The organism is Luteolibacter yonseiensis, from assembly GCF_016595465.1.
Classification (GTDB): Bacteria; Verrucomicrobiota; Verrucomicrobiia; order Verrucomicrobiales; family Akkermansiaceae; genus Luteolibacter; species Luteolibacter yonseiensis.
The window spans coordinates 472946-495768 of the sequence record NZ_JAENIK010000011.1 but is presented as its reverse complement, the minus strand read 5'-3'; the positions used below and the strand labels follow the sequence as shown (position 1 = coordinate 495768).

The window sequence follows — 22823 nt, the reverse complement described above, 5'->3', positions numbered from 1 at the left end:
GATGGCTGGATTGCGGTTTCTATTCGGAACGGGCCTTCAGGCGGCCTTGGATTTGCGGCCGAGATAGACCTCGATGACGCGCTCGTCGGACTGGACCTCATCCACCGGCCCTTCGCAAAGGACATGGCCCTGATGGAGGACCGTCACCTTGCGTCCTTGGGATATCTGGCGGACGAATGTCATGTCGTGCTCGATGACGACGATGGTATGCTTGCCCGCCAAGGACAGCAGCAGTTCGCCGGTGCGGTAGGTCTCCTCATCCGTCATGCCTGCGGCGGGTTCGTCGACAAGGAGAAGGCGGGCTTCCTGTGCGAGGAGCATTCCGATTTCCAACCATTGCTTCTGCCCGTGGGCGAGGATGCCGGCCTTGCGATGGGCGCTGTCGGCCAGCTTGATGGTGGTGAGGATTTCCGCGATGCGGTCCTTTTGTTCGGAGGTGATTTTCCCGAACAGGCTGTGCCAGATGCCGCGGGATCCGGCGAGCGAGAGAATGAGGTTCTCGGTGACTGTGTGGTCGTTGTAAACCGTCGGCGTCTGGAATTTCCGGCCGATGCCCAGACGGTAGATCTCATACTCGTTCATCTTGAGAAGATCGTATTTGGCATCGTCCCACTTGAGGCTGCCCACATCCGGTTTGGTCCGACCGGTGATGAGATCAAGGAACGTGGTCTTGCCGGCGCCGTTCGGCCCGATGACGGTGCGGAGCTCTCCTTCGTCGAGATAGAAATTCAGGTCGTTGATGGCCTTGAAGCCGTCGAAGGATCTTGTCAGGCCTTCCGCCGCGAGGAGGAAGGGCTTCTGGTGCATCGGGCTTTCAATGATCATGGGTCGATGGCGGCGGGGGTTGGAGAGTTGTCCGGTTTCCTGGAAGGCGGTGACGGCTCCTCGCGTTGCTTGCGGCGCTCGAGCCAGGCCATCAGCCCGCGGATCTGGCCAGGGATTCCGAAGATTCCCTTCGGCATGAAGAGCACGACGAGGACGAACGAGGCGCCGAGGATCAGTGGCCAGAAATCCGCGGTGGCACCTGTGGATGCCCAGCTTTTCAGGGCGTTCACACTCACCGCCCCGAGCACGGGACCAACGATCGTGCCGCGGCCTCCGAGCGCGACCCAGACGACGGCCTCGAGCGACTTGCTTGTCTCCATCTCGCTCGGATTGATGATACCCACCTGCGGGACGAAGAGCGCGCCCGCGAAACTGGCGATGATCGCACTGATCACGAAAACGAAGAGCTTGAAGTTCGCGGTGGCGTAGCCGGAGAAGAGGACACGGTTCTCGGAATCGCGGATGGCCCGCTGGATGAGACCGAAACGGGAGCCGGTGAGCCACTTGCAAAGCGTGACAACCGCGACGAGCAGGATGGCGGTGGCGATGTACAGGCCACGCTTGGTGGAGACATCCCGCAACGAGAACCCCAGCATCGTGTCGAAATTGGTGAAACCGTTGTTGCCTCCCATCAGCAGCTCGTTCCGGAAAAACAACAGAGCAGCGCCATAGGTGAGCGCCTGGGTGAGGATGGAGAAGTACACCCCCTTGATACGCGAGCGGAAGGCGAGGAAGCCGAACACATAGGCAAGCAGCCCGGGAACGAGGACCATCATCAGCACCGCGAAGGGAAAGCTCGAGAACGGCAGGAAAAAGGACGGCCACTCCGTGCGGCCCACCATGGTCAGGAAGGTCGGGAGCTCCGTACCGCCCGCCATCCGCACCAGATACATCCCCATCATGTAGCCGCCGAGGGTGAAGAAGAGCGCCTGCCCCAGACAGAGCAGCCCGGTGTATCCCCACAGGAGATCAATGGAGATCGCGAGGATGCCGTAGCACAGGTATTTCCCCCAGTTGCCGAGGGTGTAGTCGGAAATGACGCCCGTGCCGTGAAGCACGGGGACCACGACGAGCAGGACTATCGCCGAGACGATCAGGATTGGGAGGTGGACCCGGCTGGAAAAGGGTTGGTTGTTCATCGATCAATCAAGGCTGCGGGAACGGGTGACGAAGAGACCTGCCGGACGCCATTGCAGGAAGAGGATGATGGCTCCGAGAACGAGAATTTTTCCGAGGACCGGATTTCCCAGGTATTGCTGGAACGTCTGGTCGGACATGCCGATGCCAAGCGCGCTGATGACCGTCCCGAGGATGTTTCCGACGCCACCCACGACCACGGTCATGAAGGAGTCCACGATGTAAAGCTGGCCCATTGATGGACCCACGTTCGCCATCTGCGAGAGGAACGCGCCGGCCAGACCTGCGAGTCCGCAGCCGAAGGCGAAGGTCATGGTGTTCACGCGCTCGGTGCGGACGCCCATGCAGGCGGCCATGTTCCGGTTCTGCATGACCGCACGGATGAGCAGGCCGAGCGAGGTCTTGTTGAGGACCAGCCACGTGATGACGATGATCAGGACGGCGAAGCCGATGACGAAGACCCGGTTCCAACCGAAGAGGACATCATTCACCGTCCAGCTCCCCGAGAGCCAGGCAGGGCTGGATACCTGCACGTTGTTCGAGCCGAAAATGAATTTCAGAACCTGCTGCATCACGAGCGAGACACCCCAGGTGGCAAGCAGGGATTCAAGCGGACGCTTGTAGAGAAACTGGATGACGGAACGCTCCAGGGCGATGCCGACGAGCGCGGCGATGAGAAAACTGGCGGGCAGCGCGAAGACAAAATAAGTGTTCGCGCCCCCCGCCAGATGCAGTCCGGGGATGCTCATGGAGACTCCGAAGGGGGAAAGTTTCAGCCCATCCGCGAAGAAGTTCTGGATGACATAGGTGGTGTAGGCACCCACCGCGATGAATTCGCCGTGGGCCATGTTGATGACCCCCATGAGGCCGAAGGTGATCGCGAGGCCGATGGCGACCACCAGAAGAACGGAGCCGAGCGAAAGCCCCCGGAACGCCGTGCCCACCGCATTGATGCGGGAAATATGTCCTTCGATGGATCGCAGGGCCTCGCCCGCGGCGGCGATCATCGGCTTGTCCTGGGCCTTTTCCGCTTCCGCGAGAATGGTTTTGACGGTGTCGTAGGCGGTGAGCGAGTGGATTTCCGCGATTTTCTTACAAGCCGCGATGCGCTCGGCGGGAACCGTGGAGCGGAGCTGGATGATCGCGATGGACTCATCCAGCGCATGGATGGCGTCGGGATCTTTCTCGGTGGCGCGCAGTTGCTGGAGCGCGGGCAGCTTCTCGAGCTTCTGTCCGATCGCGGAGTCCTTGATGGCCCGGAGGCGCTTTGCCAGATCCGGATCCGCCAGAGCGACCAGATCCGAAACCTCTTTCATCGCACGCCGCAGTCCGGAGTCGGTTTCCGCAGCTTCCACTTCTTTCGGATTGATGACGATCGGCTTGCCGTCCGCGGCGAGATAAGGAGTACCGTCGATGAGCTTGAGCGTGGCGAACGAACCGTCCTGTCCCTCGGCCCCTGTCAGCGTCACGGGCGTGATCACACCGTTGCCATCATCATGGAGAAAGATCTCCCCCGCCTTCCACTTTTCAAGCCAGGTGACCGCTTCCGGAGTGGGCTTGAGCTTCAGCGTGAGGACGAGCTCTCGTTGCTCGTCGGAAGTGGTGGCGACGGTGGCCGCGGCGATGGTCTCCTTGACGGATTTCTCCTGAGCTTGCGCGAAGCCCGCGGACAAACCCACCAATCCGATCATCAGGCAGGTGGACAAGCGTCGGGAAAGGGAGGTGATGATCGACTTCAGCATGGGCCGGAGGCGACAAAGCACCACGTGTGCCATGAGGCTGCGGAAAATGAAAAACCGCTTCTTGGCATACGCCTGAAGGCTCTCTCAGTCTCCGCGGACAAGCCGTATCGCAGGATTTTATCCGCGTTTTGTCCGTTGTTTCGCCTCTTCAGCCGCCTTCTGTTCGGCTGTTTTCACGACGATGCTCGGACCACGCATCCAGCCACCCGGAACACGCCTCATTGTCTCCATGGTGTCAGGAAATCCAGGTTCCCATTCATAACTTCGGATGGTCAACAACCGCTTCCTGCGATCAAGACCGAATCCCCTTGCGGGACTCACTCCGTCCCCACCTACAAACAAATAGTCCGGCCCCTTCCCTAAATTTTCCGCTTTTTCCACTCGCGCAAGCCGCACTTGCTCCTCGAATTGTTCAACACCTCCCTCGTGATGAAGAGGAAGCGCGATGATGTAATCCTCGATTGATGCGCTATCCAGTCGCGAGTCTATAGAACTTGGCGCGGCCTCGAATTTCTCCTGATTCACGACAAGAGCGGGAGCGCATCCGCCCAGAATTGAACATAAAACAGCAACAACCAAAATCTTCATCTCATTGATTCACAAAGATCTCCCATAAGTCGCACAGCGGTTGTGCCACCCTTCCTCCCAGCGTTTCTCACCCCGCGCCGGTGGAGAATTCGCGATGCGCCGGGACAAGATCCGTTTCGCGGATGCGGCGAATTCGGAGGCCGCGGGCGCTCCCGCCGGAACCTCTTTCATCCCTCCCAACACCTGCATCAGCCCCCATCCCTGACCGTTGTATTTCTCCGCCGCCTGGGTGCCGTCCCCTTTGAAGTTCACATAGTCGATCAATGCATAGGTGCCCTGCGGCGTCGTGGAGACCTTCCGATAGTTCGCTTCGATCCGCGCCTTCTCGCTGGCCGGAGCGGCGGCGAGGATCTTCGGCAGCGCCGCATGGGACCTGGCGATGATGAAATCCGTCTGCAGTCCCACATTCGCCGCAAGCCAGATCCGCAACGATGAAAGCCGGGGCCCCTTGAAATCCGCCTGGAACTCCGCCTTCGTCCGCCAGGGACTGTATCGCTCGAGCGCGACGGCCGGCGGCTTCGCCCCGCGCTCGCGGGCATAGGCCACGAACTTGGGCCAACTTTCCTCGAAACGTCCCTTGAACCCTGCCGGATACCAGATGAAATGGCCGATGCCCAGCGAGGGGAATTCCTCGCCGCCATTCCAGGTGGTCAGCCCGGCAACACTTCCGGCGCATTCGTTCTGCCAGATTTTCTTCCCGATCGCCGCCTTTTGTCCCGCGGTGAGATTTCCCGCCACCGGCGCGACAGGGCCGGCGGGCGCACACGCCGCCAGCAACAGAGCCAGCGAACAAACGAGAGAGGTGACTTGCATGCTCGCAGACTATCGCCATCATCTCCCCGACCGCAAGCCCGCTTCCCCATGAACCGCATCCCTTGGGACAAGATCCTCACGTTCACTCCGCTCGATATCGGCAAGATCATCCTCACCGCGCTGATCATCGTCGTCGTCAACAAGGTGCAACTGGTGAATGACCGGCTTTCCGCCCTGCTCATCGCGCTGCCGTTCACCTCCCTGCTCGCGATGATCTGGATGCACCAGGCGAAGCAATCGTCCGAACGTCTCGCCAACCATGCCGAGGGCACCTTCTGGTTCGTCCTCCCCACCCTGCCGATGTTTCTCATTTTCCCGTGGATGCTGCGGAACCACTGGGGGTTCTGGCCCGCCCTGCTCGCGAACTGCCTCATCACCATCGCCCTCTTCTGGCTGACCGTGGTCGTGCTCCGGAAATTCGGCATCGATCTGATGCCGAAATAATCCCAAAAAACCACCAGATAAGGCTTGTCAGTGGCCTGATTCTCTGGTTTGACCATTGGCCCGGCGTCATTTCCGGAAAAGTCTTCCCAAATTTACTCTATTTTGAGCGAAAACCAACCGACCGCGCTTCCCGAGAACGTCATCCCGTTCGAGACAGCAAAGCCGATTTCGCGATTTCCCGGTTCCCCTATGAAAAGCGATCTTCTTGATAAGGCATCTGAAATTGTCACCGACCCACTTGTACTCGTCAATCTGGTCTCCCAACGCGTCAGACAATTGAACAGCGGCCGTTCCCCGTTGATCGCCACCCGCCCCAGCATGGGTGTGGCGGACATCGCTCTCCAGGAAATCATCGAGGGCAAAATCAAACTGGTCCTCAAGGAAGCTCCCTGAAAACAGGGTTTCCTGATCTGCGAGTCGTCTCATGAGTGCGGAAATCGCCACCAACCGGAAAGCCGGACGGGATTTCCACATCTTGGAAAAATACGAGGCCGGCATCGAACTGAAAGGCACCGAGGTCAAGTCGATCCGTGCCGGAAAAATCAATATCTCCGACGCCTACGCCCGGGTGGAGAACAACCAGGTTTTCCTCTACGGCTGCCACATCCAACCCTGGCAGACCGCGGGTGAGTGGTATAACCACCCGGAAAGACGCCCGCGCCGCCTCCTGCTGCACAAGCGCGAGATCCTCAAACTCTCCGTCGCCTGCGCCGTCAAAGGCTGCACCCTTCCCCTCCTGCGGGTCTATTGGAAAGACCGCCGCGTGAAAGTCGAGCTCGGCGTCGGCAAGGGAAAAACCCACTCCGACCAGCGCCACGATCTGAAGGAAAAGGTCGAACTCCGCGAGGCCGCCCGCGAGATGTCCCGCTTCAACCAGCGGTAATCCTCATCCTCCCCACCGGGGGCATTCTGCAAACACCAAGGTGTCGGACCGCCACGTCATGGCGCCCCTTTCGGCCCCGCGGCATTCATCGTATTCCAAGACAAAAGACGTCACAGGAAATACGGATCAATTCCCCCCACTTCCGCCATCTTCCTTCGGCTTCACCCGCGATGGAGGATCTGTCGGAGGGCGGACGATCACCCCGTCGGGTCCGGTCTTTGGCAAGACCGGGTTCGTCGCGCGGAAATCCCGGTCGGTCGGCATGGTCAGCATGTCCGGCATCGGAATATCGTCCGAGGGCAGGACCGGAGACAGGGGTTCCAGAGGTTGCTCGGGCTTCGGTTCCTCCTTTTTCACCACCGGAGCGGGAGCCGTCTCTTCAGGCTTCGGAGGCGTACAGGCTCCCAAGGCGAAAGTCACGCCAAGCAGTGCGAAAGTTGATCGAGTCCTTTGTAACATGGTGAATTTTTCCAGTCGTTCGGGCACCGCGGCGCTCCGCCGAAGGAATGCGATTCCCTCTCCGGACGCAAGGCCGAACCGTGGCACCTCTCTTTTGCGGGAACGGAATAACGGTGGAAATAGTTTCATTTTCCGATCACGGGTCTTTCTCGATCCGCTCCACCTCGGCCTCCGCCATCCAGCCCCGCAGGCTGGCACCGGGTATTTCGACATACTGGTAGCCACCGTTTTTCACGCCGAGGTGGACGGTTTTTCCAAGTCCGGGCGTGCCGAGTGATTCGGCTCCGTCGAATGGGGAAAGCCGGATCGCCGCATTTTCCTTGAGAACCACGCCCCGCTCCGATTCCCCCCGCCGCAGGTAGAGCGCCGTGCTTCCGGCGATGATGGAGAGAACAGCCAGACCGCCGGCGGCACTCGCCCATTTGACCACCTGCCGGGGAAGACGCACCGCGCCATAGAGGAGGGTGATCGCCCCAAGAAACAACACGCCTGCGACAACAAGATACGACCACTCGTTCCGGCTCAGATAGCTCAGGACAGCCAGCCATTTCGGACCTGTTTCCGATCCTTCGAAAGCGGTGGCAGCCTTACGGGCAAGAGAGAGATTGGCAGCCAGATCCGGATCGCGCGGGGTCAACAGCCGGGCGCGTTCGTAAGCGAGGATCGCAGGTCCGTACTGTTTCAAGTTTTGATAACTGTTCCCGAGGTTGTAATAAACCGCCGCATCGGGACTACCATTCTCCAGGATTTTCTCATACACGGCCACGGCCCCGGCGTGGTCACCGGATTTGAATTTCGCATTCGCGTCGTCAAAAATATACGCACCTGCGGAAACGTGGGTGATTCCCACCACAAGGCAAAGCCAGCCAAGCAACAGATTACGGATCATATCAACGGGCGTTGGGGGTGAGGGATGCGAGAGCCTCCGCCAGCAGATCGCGCCACTGCGGCAGGACCTCACCCGACGGATGGCGGCTGTATTCATGGCGGTCCGCCTCGCGGAAAAACCGCACCACGGGCGAGTCTTCAGGAATGCGTCCGCTGACCTCCGCGGTGGTGATGGCCTGCGGTGGCTGGTTCCACAACAGGCCCAGACGCTGTTGGATCGCCAGACGTGCGGCGGAGAAGAATCCCGGGACGTCACGGGCGGCCCCCGCCACCGCGAGGGCTTCGCGGGTCGCCTTTTCCATCGCGGCCTTCGCACGGCGTTGCGGATTCTCCCTGAAGTGGCGCAGCAAGGCCAGCACGACTCCGATAACGACCGACACCAGGCCCAGCGCCATGAGCGTGCCGAAAACCGGTCGCGATGCCAATGGCACCAACGACGCGGCGGGCTTCTGTTTCAAATGTTGCCCCACAAGGCCCGGAGTCTTTTTTTCAGGAGCCTTCACCTCAGGGGCCGGAGCCACCGGCTTGTCTTCGACGATGTCCTTGCCGGTCACCTGGATCTTCGTCACCGGACTGGTGATGGTCTGATATGATCCCTTCGCCGGATCGAAATAGCTGAATGCCAGGGCGGCATCTTTCTCTCCGGCTTTCCGGGCGACGGCGTTGAACTGGAAAACCTTGTCACCCGAAAACGACGCCACGTCTCCGGGAGTGAATTCGTCCTGCCCCTCATAGACCTTCCAACCGTCCGCCGGAGTGAGGGTGGGAGGCTTCATCAATGCGAAATTTCCCGAACCGGTGAGCTTGGCCGCGATCTGCTGGGGCTCACCGGTCTTCCATTCCTTCGGCATTCTCACCCCGTTGAAGGAAAACTCGCCCACCGCTCCGTTGAATCCTTCCGGCCTTCCTTCCACAGGCAGCGGGCGGACCTCGATTTCCTGATCCTCGGACTTCAGCGTTACGTCCTTCTGGATCATCGGCGTGTTGAACCTGTCGAACGCGTCGTCGAAAAACGGATCATCGAAAGGCCCTCCCCGCCGCCGCCTCGGCTTCGGTGCGGATTCGTCACGCACGGCCACCGTCGCATCCACGGACAAGGAAGCGGGCAGTTTTCCCGACTTCGTCGCGGAGATGCCTCCGAACCAGGTGACCACAGTATAGGTTTTCCCATCACGGGTTTCCTGCGCCTGCTGCGGTCTCTCGCTCACGTTGTGGAGCGTGAATCCTTTCGCTTCCGGTTGGATTCCGCTGCGGAGCTGGACCTGCGCTCCGGCCGGCAGCCAGGCACGGATCCGGACCGGTGCGATTTCCCCCAGATAGGCATAACTGCGTTCGGGATTCGCCAGCTCGACGGTCAGGAAGCCGAATCGATTTTCTTCGTCCTCCGCTTCCGCTGCCGTATTCTGCCCCGGCTGTGCGGCGTCTGCCTCCAGCACCTTGAGCTTGAGCGGCTGCGTCGCATGGTTTTCTCCCGCGATGTTCACGGTGATCGGGGGAATCACATAATCACCCGGTGTGCCGGAGCCCACGACATAGGTGTAGACCAAGGTCGACTGCATGTCTCCATTGATGATCTGTATCTGCTGGTTCTGCCCGTGTGCGTTCACAATGAGATTGTCCACGGCGGGAATAGCGGGCCTTCCCGCCCTCCCTCCCGTAACCTTGAGCGACAAAACCGCGCCCTCTCCCACGACAACCGAATCCCGGTCCAGCGACGCCTCCACTCCCGCCGCATGGGACAAGGCGATGGTCATCAGCATGACCGCGACACCGAAAAGCCGCTGATACAGTTTCGTAAGATCGAATGAAATTACCATGTCTTTCCTTTGGTGGAATTGTCAGGCGTCCTCATGCGGGAACGCGGAGGTTGGGGGATCGGATTCACCATGCGCTCGTCCTGGCGCAGTGCTTCCAGCAGCTGTTTCGCCTCTTCAGGTGACATCTCTTCTCTACGCACGCGCTCGTTGCTCATCGTCCCCTCCTGTTTTTCGCCCGGCTTGTCCTCTCCTTCCTTACCTTCTTTTCCATCACCAGGTTTCTCTCCGGCTTCAGGCTCCTTGCCATCCTTCTTTTCGTCCGGTTTGTCCCCTTTCGAGTCTTTTTCCTCTCCCTGCTTTTTGTCGTCAGGTTTCTCGCCATCCTTCGGATCTTTCTCCTCGCCGGGTTTCTTTTCCTCACCGTCCTTGGACTCCTTGTCCTCTTTTGAATCTTTCTGCTCCTTGGAGTCTTCGCCTTCCTTCGATTCCTTGTTCTCCTTCGAGTCGCCGTCCTTCTGATCCTTCTGATCCTTCTGATCCTTCTGATCCTTATTGTCCTGCTTGTCGTCCTTGTTCTGCTGCTTCTTCAGCTCCTCGAGTTTTTTCTCGACGAGTTCCTTGTTATAGCGCGCGTCCTCGTCTCCCGCGTTCAAGGAAATCGCATCCTGATAGGCCTTGATGGACTCTTCCCAGCTCTTGATGGTGGCTTCCGGGTCTTTCTCCCTCGTCCCCTGTCCCGTCCGATAGAGCGTGTTTCCCAAGTTATAATAAGAACGCTGTTGGAGCGCGAGATCGGGAGTCCGCAACGAGGCCCGCAGGTCCGCGGCGGCTTTTTCGAAATCGCCCTTCGCGTATGCGTCCGTGCCAGAGTTGTAAATCTTCCGTGCGTCCGGCACCACGCCGGCATCCGCCGCACGGCTGTCCTGAATCCCCACCCCAACCAGTCCGAATGCCGCGATGGCCGGAATCTTCACCCGCCGCGCCACCGATACCAGAGGACGAGGCTTTTTCGCCCGACGGCGGTCGCTGATGAAAAACTCCGACAACAGCAGGAAGATCGCGAAACCCAGCGGCCATTCGAATCTCTCCAGCGGGATGCGCTCCATCCGCTGGTCCTGCTCGCTCTTCGGCACCAGGCGCAGCTTTTCCTGATAAATCGTCTCCAATCCCTGCGCGCCATTGCCAAGAGGCACGTAAAGCGCGTTGGTCGCCTCCGCGATTTTCTTCAAGGTCGATTCATCCAGCTTGGTCTGCACGATCGAGCCGTCCGGATTGCGGACGAAATCCGTCTGGCCGTTCCGATAGCGGATCGGAATGCGAGCTCCATCCGGACTGCCGACACCGATGGTGTAGATGGCCATGCCCTTTTTCGCGGCCTCCTTCGCGGCCACGATCACGTCTCCCTGAAGATCCTCGCCATCGGTGATCAGCACCAACACCCGGTGGTTGTTTCCGTTTTCGTCAAACAGCCGCTCCGCCTCCTTGATCGCGCTCGCGAGATCCGTTCCCTGGTGCGGAATCAGATCGGTATCCAACGCCTTCAGGGAATCCCGGAACGCATCGTAGTCCAGCGTCAGCGGACAGAGCGCGAACGCACTGCCGGCGAAGGGAACCAGCCCCACACGATCGCCCTGCAGCTTGTCAACGAAATCGATGATGCCGAGCCGGGCACGCTCGAGACGGTTGGGCGTCAGATCCTCCGCCAGCATGCTGCGGGAGGTATCCACCGCGAAGAGGATGTCGATCCCCTTGCGTTTCACCTCCCTCCACTCATAGCCCTTCTGCGGACGGGCGACGGCGGTGAACAACATCAGCACGGACAGCAACCACAGCCCGCGCTTCACATTCCTCAACTGTGGTGAGAATCCCTCCGTCAGCCGCAGCCGGAACCGCGGATGCACGAGTTTCGCCAGATCCGCCTCACGACGCCGGTCGAAGCGGACATACAGCCAGACGATGCCCGCGCAGGCGACAAGACCGGCGATGATCCAGAGCGGCTGGGCGAAATGGAGTGAGTTGTCGTCCATGGTCGTTTAGGGAAGCCTGCGGTAACGGGTTTGGCTCAAGACGAGTTCAAGCAGGAGAAGGAGAAGTCCGGGAACGAGGAACCACAGGAAAAGTTCGTCATACTGTTGGTATTTTTTCAGCTTGCGCGTGGTCTTCTCCAGCTGGTTGATGGAGTCGTAGATCTGTTCCAAGGAGTCCGTGTCCGTCGCGCGGAACGATTGTCCGCCGGTGGACGAGGCGACCTCTTTCAGCATTTCCTCATCGATCTCCACCTTGGACATCTGCAGATGCGTGCGGCCGAAGGCATCCTGAACCGGCATCGGCGCCTCGCCCCTCGTGCCCGCCCCGATGGTATAAATCTTGACCCCCAGGGTTTTCGCGGCTTCCGCGGCGGTGAGCGGATTCACCGATCCCGAATTGTTCACGCCATCCGTCAGAAGAATCACGATCCGGGATTTCGCGGACGAGTCACGGAGGTGATCCACCGATGAGGCGATGGCGGAACCGATGGCGGTCCCATCCTCCACCTGGCCCATCTTCACACCTTCCACGCGCTTCTTGACGAAATCCTTGTCCATCGTCAGCGGAGTCACGAGATAGGGACGGCCGGCGAACGCGACCAGACCGAGCTTGTCGTTGGGCCGTTGTTCCACGAATTTCTTAACGACGTTCTTCACCGCCTCCAGCCGGTCCACCTGCTTGTCGTCCACCTTGAAATCCAGCGCCGCCATGGAGCCGGAGACATCGAGCGTCAGGATGATGTCGATGCCGCTCGCCTCGACCTCGGTGGAGCCCTTGCCATGGCGCGGCCTTGCGAAGGCGATCACGAGAAGGGTGAAGGACAGCAGTCCGAGGAAGATGAGAAACCCGCCGATCTTCGAACGCGTCTTCGCCCCGACGTGGATGGCATCGTCCGTGGATGGCATGCGGATGGCCACCGGACGTCCCCAGCGGCTTTTCCAGATCGCGAGGACCGGCAGAAGCAGCAGCAGGAACAGGAATTCCGGATGGGCGAATTGGAAACTCTCGGTCATGGCTTGGTGGTGTCGGACGTCGAGCGGATGAAACCGCGGGCGGACTCGACGAGTCCGTGGCGCTGGTCTTCGTTCAGTTGGGAGCCCGCGAATTTCGCCAGATCGCAGGATTTCAGGAATGTTTTCAACAAGTCTCTCTGGCCCGCCAAGACGGAGTCATCCCGCATGATGTCGTGCAGGAACTCCTCCGTCGTACGCAGTGGTGCCGCCATGCCGAAGCGGCGGGAGATATAACTCCTGAGAGTCTCCGCGGCACGGTCTGCGAATGCCTCCGCCGTGAGGGCCCCGCGATCCGACTCCAACCCGGCCAGTGATTTGAGAGCAACCTCGTGCGGACTCCCGAGGCGCTGCCTGCGAGCATGTTTTTTCCAGAAAAACGCACCCAGCGCGACCATGAGCAAGCCGCCGCCCACCACGGACCAAAGCACGTAGTCCGGCTTCTCAGGCACGGGGATTTCCACCACTTCCTTCGGGCCGCGGATATCCTCCGTCTCGGCGGGCACCTGGGCATGCAGGTCTCCGGCGAGCAGAACGAGGGGGACAATGAATGTGAGTGATCGGAACATCGTATCAATAAATCAGCCGGTCCGCTGGCGGCGGCTTTGGAAGAACCCCATCAGCGCGGGCATCCAGTTTTCTCCGTTGTAGAACTGCAACAGATCGATGCCCAGCGAACGGATGCGCGCGGCGGTCCGCTCGCGGCGCTGCCGGGACTGGGTTTCATAAGCCTCCCGCACCTTCGGGTTTCCCGTATCGATCTCGACAACCTGGCCGGTCTCCGCGTCCTCGATGCAGATGCGGCCCACATCCGGCAGCGATTCCTCGCGCGGGTCCGTCACCGAAACGGCGATGACATCATGCCGGCGGCTCGTCACCTGGAGCTTGTTCCGCAGTTGGTTCATTCGCTCTTCGAACGGAGCGCCGAGGCAGAAATCGGAAACAAGGAAGAATACCGATTTCCGGTGGATGACCTGGTTGGCGAAATCCAATGCCTTCGATATGTCGGTCCCGCGGTTTTCCGGTTGGAAATAGAGAGTCTCGCGGATCAGGCGCATGATGTGCATGCGGCCCTTGCCCGGTGGGATGTATAACTCCACCTCATCGCTGAAAAGGATGAGCCCCACCTTGTCACGGTTCCGTATGGCGGAAGCCGCCAGAACACCGGCCGCCTCGGCGGCAAGCTCGCGTTTCGAATCCACCACGGAGCCGAAGTCCGAGGACGCGCTCACATCGATCACCAGCATGATGGTGAGCTCTCGCTCCTCGGTGAAAAGTTTCACGTGCGGATCTCCCGTGCGGGCGGTGACATTCCAGTCGATGGTCCGCACGTCGTCGCCCGGCACGTAGTTCCTCACACGGTCGAAGTCCATGCCCCGCCCCTTGAACACGCTCGCGTAGCGGCCCGCCAGGGAATCATCCACCAGCCGGTTCGTGCGGACTTCCATGCGCCGGACGCGGCCCAGGATCTCCGCGGCGCGCTGCTCTTCCTGAACGCTGATGGGCGTGCTGGCTTTTTTCCCGATCATGGCACCGGCAGCTCGTCGAGGATGCGCGTGACGATTTTCTCGCTGTTGAGCCCTTCCGCCTCCGCCTCATAGGTGACGGTCACACGGTGGCGGAGAACGTCGAGGGCGACGGATTTCACATCATGCGGGGTGACATAGGCACGCCCGTTCAGGAAAGCATGGGCACGCCCTGCGAGGGCGAGGTTGATGGTGGCGCGTGGTGAGGCACCCACACGGATGAGCGGAGCGACATGGACTCCATAATCGTCCGGGCGACGCGTGGCGTGGACCATGCGGACGATATAGCGCTTCACCTTCTCATCCAGGTAGAGGCTGTTCACCACCGTCCGCGCCTGCTGGATGGCTTCCAGGCTGACGATTGGCTGCGGCACAGGCATTTCCTCGGTGGTTCCCGCGAGATCCAGCACGCGCATCTCCTCATCCTCCGTCGGATAATCCATGACGACCTTCATCATGAAACGGTCCAGCTGGGCTTCCGGCAGCGGGTAGGTTCCTTCCTGCTCCAGCGGATTCTGGGTGGCGAGGACGAAAAACGGGGAGGGCAGCGCGAAGGTCTGCTCGCCGATGGTGACCTGCTTCTCCTGCATCGCTTCCAGCAAGGCGCTCTGCACTTTCGCCGGAGCGCGGTTGATTTCGTCCGCCAGGATGAAGTTGGCGAAAACGGGTCCGTGCTTCACCCGGAAGCGGGCTTCGCGGGGATCGTAGATCTCCGTGCCGACGATGTCCGCGGGGAGCATGTCCGGCGTGAACTGGATACGGTTGAACTTCGCGTTCACCAAGGAGGCGAGGGTCTTGAGCGCGAGCGTTTTCGCCAACCCCGGCACCCCTTCCAACAGGATGTGGCCTTTCACCATCAGCGAGATCAGCAGGCGGTCCACGAGGTCGCTCTGGCCGATGAGGTAGCGGCCGATCTCGCTGCGGAGAGGCTGGATCCAGTGTGATGCCTGTCGCACGACGGCTTCGGCGTCCACAGGATTTTGCGTGTCAGATGTCATGGTTCGATATCGTTGGAATGAAAAGGTCGATGGCGGAAAAATCACCACAACTCCCTAGCGGTGCGAGGCGCGGGCCTCGTCTAAAATCGTCGTTTTTCGCCTCCACGCCGGAGACCTTGTCCGTTGCGGCCACAGCATCCAAGCCCGAAGCGGCGGAGATCAGCCAAATCCCGCGTGACACATCTTGGCCCGACACTTGCTTAGGACAGGAAACAAGGCACAGTCATCCCGACGATCAACAAAGGCGGATAAAGTTAAGATTTTAGAAATGAAACGATTGCGTGTTCTCAAACTGGGTTGGGAATTCCCTCCTCTCATCAATGGAGGCTTGGGAATCGCATGCCTCGGTCTCACACGCGCTCTTGCCAAACACGTCGATCTCACGGTGGTCGTCCCGAAGTCCTCGCCGGAGTCGGATTTCCGGGATTTCGAGCTGCGCGGGCTCAATCAACTGACGATTGAAAAGCTGTCGTCGGTCGAGAACCGCTACCGCTACGAAAGCTTCGCTCAGGTGCGCAATGTTCCACTGTTCCTCGATCCGTACAACAACAGCGAACCGGATTCGCCCACGAAAATCACTCCCACCGCCATCAGCGAAGCCATCTTTTCCGAAACCACGGTCCAGCAGCTCGCCTCCTTCAAGACGGGCGAGCTCTACGGTCCGGACCTCGGCGGCAAGGTCATCGAATTCTCAAAAGTCGCGGCGAAACTCGCGCTGCTGGAACCATTCGACATCATCCACGCCCATGACTGGATGACCTTCCTGGCGGGTGTGGAGGTGAAAAAAGCCACCGGCAAGCCCCTCGTCGTCCACGTGCACGCCCTGCAATACGACCGCGCCGGGGCCGACGCCCGCGGCTGGATCTACGACCTGGAAAAATACGGCATGGACGAGGCGGACCGCATCATCCCCGTCAGCCGCTACACCGGAGAGATCATCGCCACCCACTACGGCATCAATCCGGAGAAAATCCACGCCGTCCACAACGGCGCGGACCCGGTCGAAGCGTTCGAGACAAAGAAGAAATTTCCGGAAAAGCTCGTGCTTTTCCTCGGTCGCCTGACCTCCCAGAAAGGTCCGGAGTTTTTCCTCGAAACCGCCTCACGCGTCATCGCCCGGAACCCCAATGTCAGATTCGTCGTCGCCGGCACGGGGGAGAAACTGCGGCCTCTCATCGAGTCCGGCGCGTTCCGCGGACTCGGCGCCCACTTTCATTTCACGGGATTCCTCGACAAGGAGAAAGTCAATGACCTCCTCTCCATGACGGACGTCTACTGCATGCCCTCCGTTTCCGAACCCTTCGGCCTGTCCGCGCTCGAGGCCGCGCAATTCGGCATTCCGGCGGTCATATCCAGACAGTCCGGCGTCGCCGAAGTTCTCAAGGGCTCGCTGAAAGCCGACTACTGGGACGTGGAGCTGATGGCCAGACACATCAATGATCTCCTGACCGACGATGATCTCAGGGCGCGGGTGATCGAGCAAGCCAAGCTCGACATCGCCGCCTCCACATGGGATGCAGCCGCGGCCAAAGTGATGAAAATTTACGAGGAACTGATCTGTTAGACAACGTGATCCGTCCCTTCCCAAAAAAAATCCAATGCCTGACGTCTGCCTTTACTTCCAGGTTCATCAACCGAACCGACTGCTGTCATACGACTTCTTCAAGATCGGCGAAAACGCCGTCTACGAGGATGAGGCGATGAACCGCGAGATCCTCGGAAAGGTGGCGGACAAATGCTACCTGCCCGCGAACCGGATGTTCCGGAAACTGGTGGAAAAAAACGACGGACGCTTCCGCATGGCCCTCTCCATCAGCGGCACCGTCATCGAGCAGATGGAACGCTACCGCCCGGACGTGCTGGAGTCGTTCAAGGAACTCGTCGCCTCCGGCAGTGTCGAACTGCTGGCGGAGACCTACTACCACTCGCTGTCTTTCGTCCACTCGAACAAGGAGTTCGACCGCCAGGTGGAACTGCATCTGCAGAAGCTGGAGGAAGTCTTCCACGTCCGTCCCCGGGTTTTCCGGAACACGGAGCTGATCTACAACGACGCCATCGCGGCCAAGGCGGAAACCATGGGCTTCGACGGCATCATCGCCGAGGGCGTGGAGCGCAATCTCAACGGCCAATCCGCCAATTTCCTCTACCGCGCCCCGACCACCGCCCGAATCAAGACGCTGCTCAGGAACATTCCGCTTTCGGACGATCTCGGTTTCCGTTTCTCCGACCCGAACTGGCCCGAACATCCGCTCACGCCCGGGAAATTCGCCGGCTGGCTCGCCGGATGCGAGGGTGACGTGGTGAACCTCTTCATGGATTACGAATCCATCGGCGAGCATCAGTGGGATGAAACGGGTATCTTCGAATTCTGGGAAAACCTGCCCGACGCCGTGGAGGAGGCCGGTCTGCAATGGGTCACCCCTTCCGAAGCCGTCGAGCTCTACCGCGCCTCCCGCGAGTATGGCAGCGAGCGCATCACCTCCTGGGCGGATGCCGAACGGGACCTCTCCGCATGGATGGGAAATGTCATGCAGCAGGAGGCCATCGCCAAGGTCCACCGCCTCGAACAGCAGATCCTCGCCGTGAACGATCCCGATCTGACGGATACCTGGGCGAAGATGCAGACCTCGGACCACTTTTACTGGATGTCCACCAAAGGCGGAACCGACGGCAGCGTGCACTCCTATTTCACGCCCTACCCCAGCCCTTACGACGCCTACATTTATTTCATGAACGTGCTGGCGGATCTCCAGATCCGCCTCCGCCGCGCCCAGGAACAAAAGGCTCTGTCCTGATGGAGCCCGGAATTCACGTTCGGTCTGTCCGGCGGGCGGGCGGTGACGCCCCGCGCTTTACAAGGCACATTCAGCTTGCCCCCGCCCCGCCAGCCACCAAGCTTTCCACCATGAAAATCCGGCACTGGATCGCAGCTCTCGCATTCGTCGTCACGGCCCATGCTGCGGAAAAGGCACCGGAGTTCCGTTTGCTGGAAAGAAATCACAAGCTCCAGCCCTCCCCCATCAAGGAAGCCAGCGGACTCGCCATCTCATCCGCAGATCCCGGTTTCATGTGGATCATCAATGACAGCGGCGGCACACCGGACATCCACCTCACCACCACCGACGGGACCTACCGGGGCAAGGTCACCCTGAAGGATGCGAAAAACGTGGATTGGGAGGATCTCGATTCATTCACCCTGGACGGGAAAAACTACCTTCTGGTCGCGGACACCGGCGACAACGACTCCAAGCGCAAGGACCGCACGCTCCACATCCTGCGGGAGCCCGCCCTCCCCGCCGATGGCAAATCCCTCGACGCCACCGCAGCGGCCGTTTGGAAAATCAAATTCCAATACGAAGGGGGCCCCCGGGATTGCGAATCCGTGGGAGTGGACACACAGGCCGGTAAAATCCTGCTCATCAGCAAGCGTACCAAGCCTCCCGAAGTTTATGAACTGCCGCTGCGTCCGTCGGAGAAAGCGGGAACCTTGGTGGCGAAAAAGATCGGAACCACATCGGTGAAACCCACCGTCACCACGATCCTGCCTTATCAGGACCAACCCTGCGGTCTCGACATCTCGGCGGACAATTCCCTCGCCGCCGTCGTCACCTACCACACCGTTTTCCTGTTTCCCCGCCAGCCGAAGGAAAGCTGGGCGGACGCCTTCGCCCGCCAGCCGGCCGCGCTTGCTCCACATCACCTCGGACAGGCGGAGTCCGTGGCATTTTCCAAGGACGGGAAAAGCATCTACACCGTGGCGGAGGGCAAGAGCTCGCCGATCAGGATCTATCAGCGCTGAACGCGGTGGAACTCCCCAACTCAAGGGGACATGGGACACGCACATTTCTCACGGATCATCCTGCTCCGCAGTCGTGGCAGCGGACCAGGGTGACGTTCATTCCCGCCGGTCAGATTTTCCGGGCATAGACCAGTCCGCTGCGTGAGGGGGTGTAAACCAACATCTGTCCATCCCCGTTCACCGGGTAGTCGAACGAATGATCCACCCGTCCATGGCCACCGGCGTCCGCTTGATCGGTATCCAACACCAGCTCGCGGGTTTCCAGACCCGGAACATGCACCGGGTAACCGAAGACGGAGTTTTCCACTGAGAAGTTGAAAACGAAGATGAGATTCGCCCGTTCCGCGACGATGATTTTTCGTTCGTTGTCGATATAGAGATCCTGTGCCGGAGGAGCGGCCAGGAGATTGGTGTTCCTCGCAAACTCCATGAGCTGGCGGTCGAAAGCGGCAAGCCAGTCATATTTCAGCTCGGGATTGTCAACAAGCGACCACTGGCGGCGGCAGTAGTGGTAGGACCAGTCATTTCCTGCGCGTGGGAAATCCAGCCACTCGGGATGGCCGAATTCGTTGCCCATAAAAGTGAGCCAGCCCTCTCCGCCGAGAACAAGGGTGACAAGGCGGATGAGCTTGTGGAGCGCGATGCCGCGCTCGATGACCGGGTGGGCGTCCTCCTTCCTCATGTGCCAGTACATCTCCTTGTCCATCAGCCAGAATGCGAGGGTCTTGTCACCGACGAGGGCCTGGTCGTGGCTTTCCGCGTAGGCGATGGTGGCCTCGCCGTGACGTCGGTTCGCCAGGACACCCCAGAGCTCGCCCATGTCCCATTCCTCGTCGCGGCTGTGTTTGAGAAGCTTGATCCAGTAATCCGGGATGCCCATGGCGAGGCGGTAGCCGAAGCCGAGGCCGCCATCCGCGATCGGCCGGCACAGGCCCGGCATGCCGGACATGTCCTCACCGATGGAGATGGCTCCGGGCTTGAGGTCCTGGATGAGCTTGTTGGCGAGCTTCAGATAAAGGATGGCGGATTCGTCCGCGTCGCCGCCGAAATAGTCGTCATAGCTGCCGAAGGATTTCATCCCGCGAGAGTAGTAGAGCATGGAGGTGACCCCATCGAAGCGGAAGCCGTCGAAACGGAACTCTTCCAGCCAGTACCGGATGTTGGACAAGAGGAACTGGCGGACTTCCGGGCGGCCATAATCGAAACATTTCGAATCCCAGCCCGGATGGTCACCCAGAGGGCCGTCGTGGAAATACTGGTGTCCGGACCCATCGAAGTTGTTCAACCCCTCCGCCATGTTTTTCACCGCGTGGGAATGGACCACATCAAGCAGCACAGCGATGCCGAGGCCGTGCGCGGTGTCGATGAGATATTTCAAATCCTCCGGCGTGCCGAAACGCGAGCACGGCGCGAAGAACGACGAGACGTGGTAGCCGAAGGAACCATAATAAGGATGCTCCTGGACCGCCATAAGCTGCACCGTATTGTAGCCGAGCCGGGAGACGCGGGGCAGAACGGAATCCGCGAATTCACGATAGGTGTGCAACCTCGGTTCCTCACCCGCCATGCCGACGTGGGATTCATAAATCAAGGGAGTGGTGATGACCGCGGGATCGAATTCGTTTTTCCAGACATAAGGCACGGGCGCGTTCCAGATCTGCCCGGAGTAATCATGCGTGGTGGGATCCTGGACAGCCCGGCGGATGCACGCAGGGATGCGGTCGCGCCGCGAGCCATCCGCGCCGTGGATGTGGAGTTTTACTTTTTGCCCGTGGGCGAGCGCGTCTCCCGGCAGTTCGAGGGTCCAGACGCCGGTGCCCGAGGAGGCGAGCGGGTGGGCCTCGCGGTTCCAGTTGTTGAAATCCCCGATGAGCGAGACGCTCCGCGCCGCCGGCGCCCACTCGCGGACCGTCCAGGTTTTCGTGGCCGGGTGGAAATGGATGCCGACGTATTTGTGACCTGTGGCGTGGATGGCGAGCGACCGGGAGCTTTTCCCGATCTCCTCCAGCGCTTCGGAAAACTGCCGCATCCGGCGCTCGATGGTGGCTTGGTGCGGTTCGAGCCAGGGATCGTCGAGGACAAGCTGTGGTTTGTCGGTCATTACGCCTGAGGTTGCCGGTTCCACCGCGGCGCGGGAAGCCAAATCGGACCATTTCCCGGCAGAGGTTTCCGGGAATCGATTCCGTCTCCCGGGGGTTCGGGCCTGACTTCCTACCCATCCCCAACAGCGGAAACGCGATCCGCACTGACTCCCCGATTTGTTCAAAGGCCGCCCCATCGACGCGGAATCCGGGAAAACTTGCGCCGTTTGTTCAAGCGGTTTGCCTTTGGCGAAATAAACGTGTAGGAATCCTGACAAGGAAGCCGAAGGCCCCCGGATCGACCACCCGGCACGACAGACCTCGCCAAAACATCCGGTAGCCAATCCCAATGATCGATCCAAAAACGCCACCCTCCAAAATCGACATCGCCGGATTGGAACCCTTCGAGGGGCTCGGCCCCGGCCAAATCCACGTGGTGAAGGACGCCGAATCAGCGGCGCACGCGATCGAGAAACTGATGCAGACAGGTGAGGTAGGTTTCGATACCGAATCAAAACCCACTTTTCTCAAGGGCCAAAAATCGGAAGGCCCCCATGTCCTGCAGTTTTCCACCCTTTCGGAAGCGTTCATTTTCCAATCCCATGTGGACGCGAGCCGGCCGGCCATCATCGAACTCTTGAAATCCGACAAACTCATCAAGATCGGCTTCGGCCTCGGAGGGGACCTCCACCAGATTTCCCAACGCTTCGGCATCCGCCCGGCGTCGATCATCGACCTGGATCGTTCGTTCAAGCAAATGGGTTACCGCAACCCCATCGGTGCCAAATCCGCCATCGCGATTTACTTCAACCGCAGGCTGAGGAAATCCAAATCCGTGACCACCTCCAACTGGGCGGCAAAAGAGCTGTCCGAGAGCCAGCTGGTCTACGCGGCGAACGACGCCTACGCGGCGATCAAGGTCTTCCACGCCCTGCGGGAAGCGGGAGGAAACTGATTTCCGTTGAGGTTCCTTATTTCAGATATCGGTCCAGCGGGGAAGTCGGAATGCCCCGCAGTCCCGACACCACGGCCTTCGCATTGACCAGAGAACCTTCCGCGTTGGTGTGCGTGCCCTTGTCGGCGAAGTAGCTTTCGACGGTGGCTTGGGGCAGCTTGTCATACTCGGTGGCGATGATCTCCGCCAGATCGACATACGCCGCGTGTTCGGCTTTCGCGCAAGCCTCCACCCATCCCCGGAATTCCGCCCAGTCGCGGACGAACTTCCCCCCGCCGTCGAACTTCTTGTGGGGAACAGGCGAGCAGAGGATGACCCGGGCTTTTTTCTCCCGGGCGGAGCGGGCCATCTCCCGCAGGTACCACCCGTAGCTGCGGACTTCTTCCTCACTGCCATCCGGCTTGACGACCTTTTCCGTTTCCCCGCCGATTCCTTTCACCGAGCCACGGAATTTCCCCCGGGCGTCGAGAGGACCCACATCGTTGTGGCCGAACTGGATGATGACGAAATCCCCCGGCTTGAGAGCGTCGAGTATCTCGTTCCAGCGGCCTTCCGTGAAAAACGTCCGCGAGGAACGCCCGCCAATGGCCTTGTTGACGACATTGATTTTCGTGGAGTCGAAAAACGTCCCGAGATCCTGCCCCCAGCCGCGCATGGGAGCGTTGGATTTCACCGTGGAGTCACCCGCGATCCAGAGGGTGGGCAGATTGTTGGAAACCGTCTTTTCTTTCGGCCCGTCTTTTTCGATGGGCCGCTCGTCCTCGGCCGAAAGAGGCAGGACCAGTAGCGCGGCGACCATTCCCAACAAGGTACGGCGGGTGAAAACGGCGGAATTTCGCATGGCATGAATAAATGGGTGGAAGAAAATAAAGTCCATCCCATGAACGGGT

The 22823-nt window shown here is 60.0% G+C and carries 22 protein-coding genes; 7 read left to right on the top strand and 15 right to left on the bottom strand.

Annotated features, from left to right (window positions below):
* Positions 1 to 36 precede the first annotated feature (36 nt).
* The 5 genes from urtD to JIN84_RS11775 form a co-directional block, all read right to left on the bottom strand.
* On the bottom strand, positions 37 to 825 hold the full coding sequence (gene urtD, locus JIN84_RS11795; RefSeq protein ID WP_234043442.1) for an urea ABC transporter ATP-binding protein UrtD: 789 nt from the start codon (positions 823 to 825) through the stop codon (positions 37 to 39).
* The gene (gene urtC / locus JIN84_RS11790; protein WP_200351241.1) at positions 822 to 1964 is read right to left on the bottom strand and encodes an urea ABC transporter permease subunit UrtC; all 1143 of its coding nucleotides are present in this window, start codon (positions 1962 to 1964) and stop codon (positions 822 to 824) included. The genes urtD and urtC overlap by 4 nt, the downstream gene beginning before the upstream one ends.
* Before the next feature lie 3 nt (positions 1965 to 1967).
* Positions 1968 to 3704 carry an urea ABC transporter permease subunit UrtB gene (gene urtB / locus JIN84_RS11785; RefSeq protein ID WP_234043441.1) on the bottom strand — a complete coding sequence of 579 codons (1737 nt, stop codon included), beginning with the start codon at positions 3702 to 3704 and terminating at the stop codon, positions 1968 to 1970.
* Positions 3705 to 3821: 117 nt separating this feature from the next.
* Entirely contained in the window at positions 3822 to 4292 is a 471-nt protein-coding gene (locus tag JIN84_RS11780) for a hypothetical protein (protein WP_200351240.1), read from the bottom strand.
* Positions 4293 to 4301: 9 nt separating this feature from the next.
* Positions 4302 to 5105 carry a hypothetical protein gene (locus JIN84_RS11775; RefSeq protein WP_200351239.1) on the bottom strand — a complete coding sequence of 268 codons (804 nt, stop codon included), beginning with the start codon at positions 5103 to 5105 and terminating at the stop codon, positions 4302 to 4304.
* A gap of 48 nt (positions 5106 to 5153) precedes the next feature.
* Between JIN84_RS11775 and JIN84_RS11770 the strand changes: the two genes are divergently transcribed.
* From JIN84_RS11770 to smpB, 3 genes are all read left to right on the top strand, one after another.
* Complete coding sequence (locus JIN84_RS11770; RefSeq protein WP_200351238.1) at positions 5154 to 5549, top strand: DUF3147 family protein; 396 nt, start codon at positions 5154 to 5156, stop codon at positions 5547 to 5549.
* Between the two features lie 189 nt (positions 5550 to 5738).
* Complete coding sequence (locus JIN84_RS11765; RefSeq protein WP_200351237.1) at positions 5739 to 5942, top strand: DNA-directed RNA polymerase subunit omega; 204 nt, start codon at positions 5739 to 5741, stop codon at positions 5940 to 5942.
* Positions 5943 to 5973: 31 nt separating this feature from the next.
* Complete coding sequence (smpB, locus tag JIN84_RS11760) at positions 5974 to 6432, top strand: SsrA-binding protein SmpB (RefSeq protein WP_200351236.1); 459 nt, start codon at positions 5974 to 5976, stop codon at positions 6430 to 6432.
* 126 nt (positions 6433 to 6558) lie between these two features.
* On the opposite strand, the gene JIN84_RS11755 is transcribed toward smpB, so the two are convergent.
* The 8 genes from JIN84_RS11755 to JIN84_RS11720 all read right to left on the bottom strand — a co-directional run bounded on the left by JIN84_RS11755 (position 6559) and on the right by JIN84_RS11720 (position 15098).
* Positions 6559 to 6891, bottom strand: coding sequence for a hypothetical protein (locus tag JIN84_RS11755; protein WP_200351235.1), 333 nt, complete (start codon positions 6889 to 6891; stop codon positions 6559 to 6561).
* A 136-nt stretch (positions 6892 to 7027) separates the two neighbouring features.
* Positions 7028 to 7780, bottom strand: a complete 753-nt coding sequence (locus tag JIN84_RS11750; protein ID WP_200351234.1) for a tetratricopeptide repeat protein — start codon at positions 7778 to 7780, stop codon at positions 7028 to 7030.
* 1 nt (position 7781) lies between these two features.
* Entirely contained in the window at positions 7782 to 9596 is a 1815-nt protein-coding gene (locus tag JIN84_RS11745; RefSeq protein ID WP_200351233.1) for a BatD family protein, read from the bottom strand.
* Entirely contained in the window at positions 9590 to 11563 is a 1974-nt protein-coding gene (locus JIN84_RS11740; protein WP_200351232.1) for a vWA domain-containing protein, read from the bottom strand. The genes JIN84_RS11745 and JIN84_RS11740 overlap by 7 nt, the downstream gene beginning before the upstream one ends.
* A gap of 6 nt (positions 11564 to 11569) precedes the next feature.
* On the bottom strand, positions 11570 to 12577 hold the full coding sequence (locus JIN84_RS11735) for a vWA domain-containing protein (protein ID WP_200351231.1): 1008 nt from the start codon (positions 12575 to 12577) through the stop codon (positions 11570 to 11572).
* Positions 12574 to 13143 (bottom strand): hypothetical protein, encoded by a 570-nt coding sequence (locus tag JIN84_RS11730; RefSeq protein ID WP_200351230.1) that lies wholly within the window; start codon positions 13141 to 13143, stop codon positions 12574 to 12576. The genes JIN84_RS11735 and JIN84_RS11730 overlap by 4 nt, the downstream gene beginning before the upstream one ends.
* Positions 13144 to 13155: 12 nt before the next feature.
* Positions 13156 to 14103, bottom strand: coding sequence for a DUF58 domain-containing protein (locus JIN84_RS11725; protein WP_200351229.1), 948 nt, complete (start codon positions 14101 to 14103; stop codon positions 13156 to 13158).
* Complete coding sequence (locus JIN84_RS11720) at positions 14100 to 15098, bottom strand: AAA family ATPase (protein WP_200351228.1); 999 nt, start codon at positions 15096 to 15098, stop codon at positions 14100 to 14102. Before JIN84_RS11720 ends, JIN84_RS11725 begins: the two co-directional genes overlap by 4 nt.
* Before the next feature lie 268 nt (positions 15099 to 15366).
* Between JIN84_RS11720 and JIN84_RS11715 the strand changes: the two genes are divergently transcribed.
* The 3 genes from JIN84_RS11715 (at position 15367) to JIN84_RS11705 (ending at position 18897) form a co-directional block, all read left to right on the top strand.
* Positions 15367 to 16662 (top strand): glycosyltransferase, encoded by a 1296-nt coding sequence (locus JIN84_RS11715; RefSeq protein WP_200351227.1) that lies wholly within the window; start codon positions 15367 to 15369, stop codon positions 16660 to 16662.
* 34 nt (positions 16663 to 16696) lie between these two features.
* Positions 16697 to 17893, top strand: a complete 1197-nt coding sequence (locus tag JIN84_RS11710) for a glycoside hydrolase family 57 protein (protein WP_200351226.1) — start codon at positions 16697 to 16699, stop codon at positions 17891 to 17893.
* A gap of 110 nt (positions 17894 to 18003) precedes the next feature.
* Entirely contained in the window at positions 18004 to 18897 is an 894-nt protein-coding gene (locus JIN84_RS11705) for a hypothetical protein (RefSeq protein ID WP_200351225.1), read from the top strand.
* Between the two features lie 109 nt (positions 18898 to 19006).
* Here the strand turns inward: JIN84_RS11705 and JIN84_RS11700 are convergent, their stop codons facing one another.
* Entirely contained in the window at positions 19007 to 20998 is a 1992-nt protein-coding gene (locus JIN84_RS11700; RefSeq protein WP_200351224.1) for an alpha-amylase family glycosyl hydrolase, read from the bottom strand.
* Between the two features lie 329 nt (positions 20999 to 21327).
* Between JIN84_RS11700 and JIN84_RS11695 the strand changes: the two genes are divergently transcribed.
* A complete protein-coding gene (locus tag JIN84_RS11695; RefSeq protein ID WP_200351223.1) occupies positions 21328 to 21933 on the top strand; it encodes a 3'-5' exonuclease in 606 nt (201 codons plus the stop codon).
* 16 nt (positions 21934 to 21949) lie between these two features.
* On the opposite strand, the gene JIN84_RS11690 is transcribed toward JIN84_RS11695, so the two are convergent.
* Positions 21950 to 22774 (bottom strand): rhamnogalacturonan acetylesterase, encoded by an 825-nt coding sequence (locus JIN84_RS11690; RefSeq protein WP_200351222.1) that lies wholly within the window; start codon positions 22772 to 22774, stop codon positions 21950 to 21952.
* Positions 22775 to 22823 lie beyond the last annotated feature (49 nt).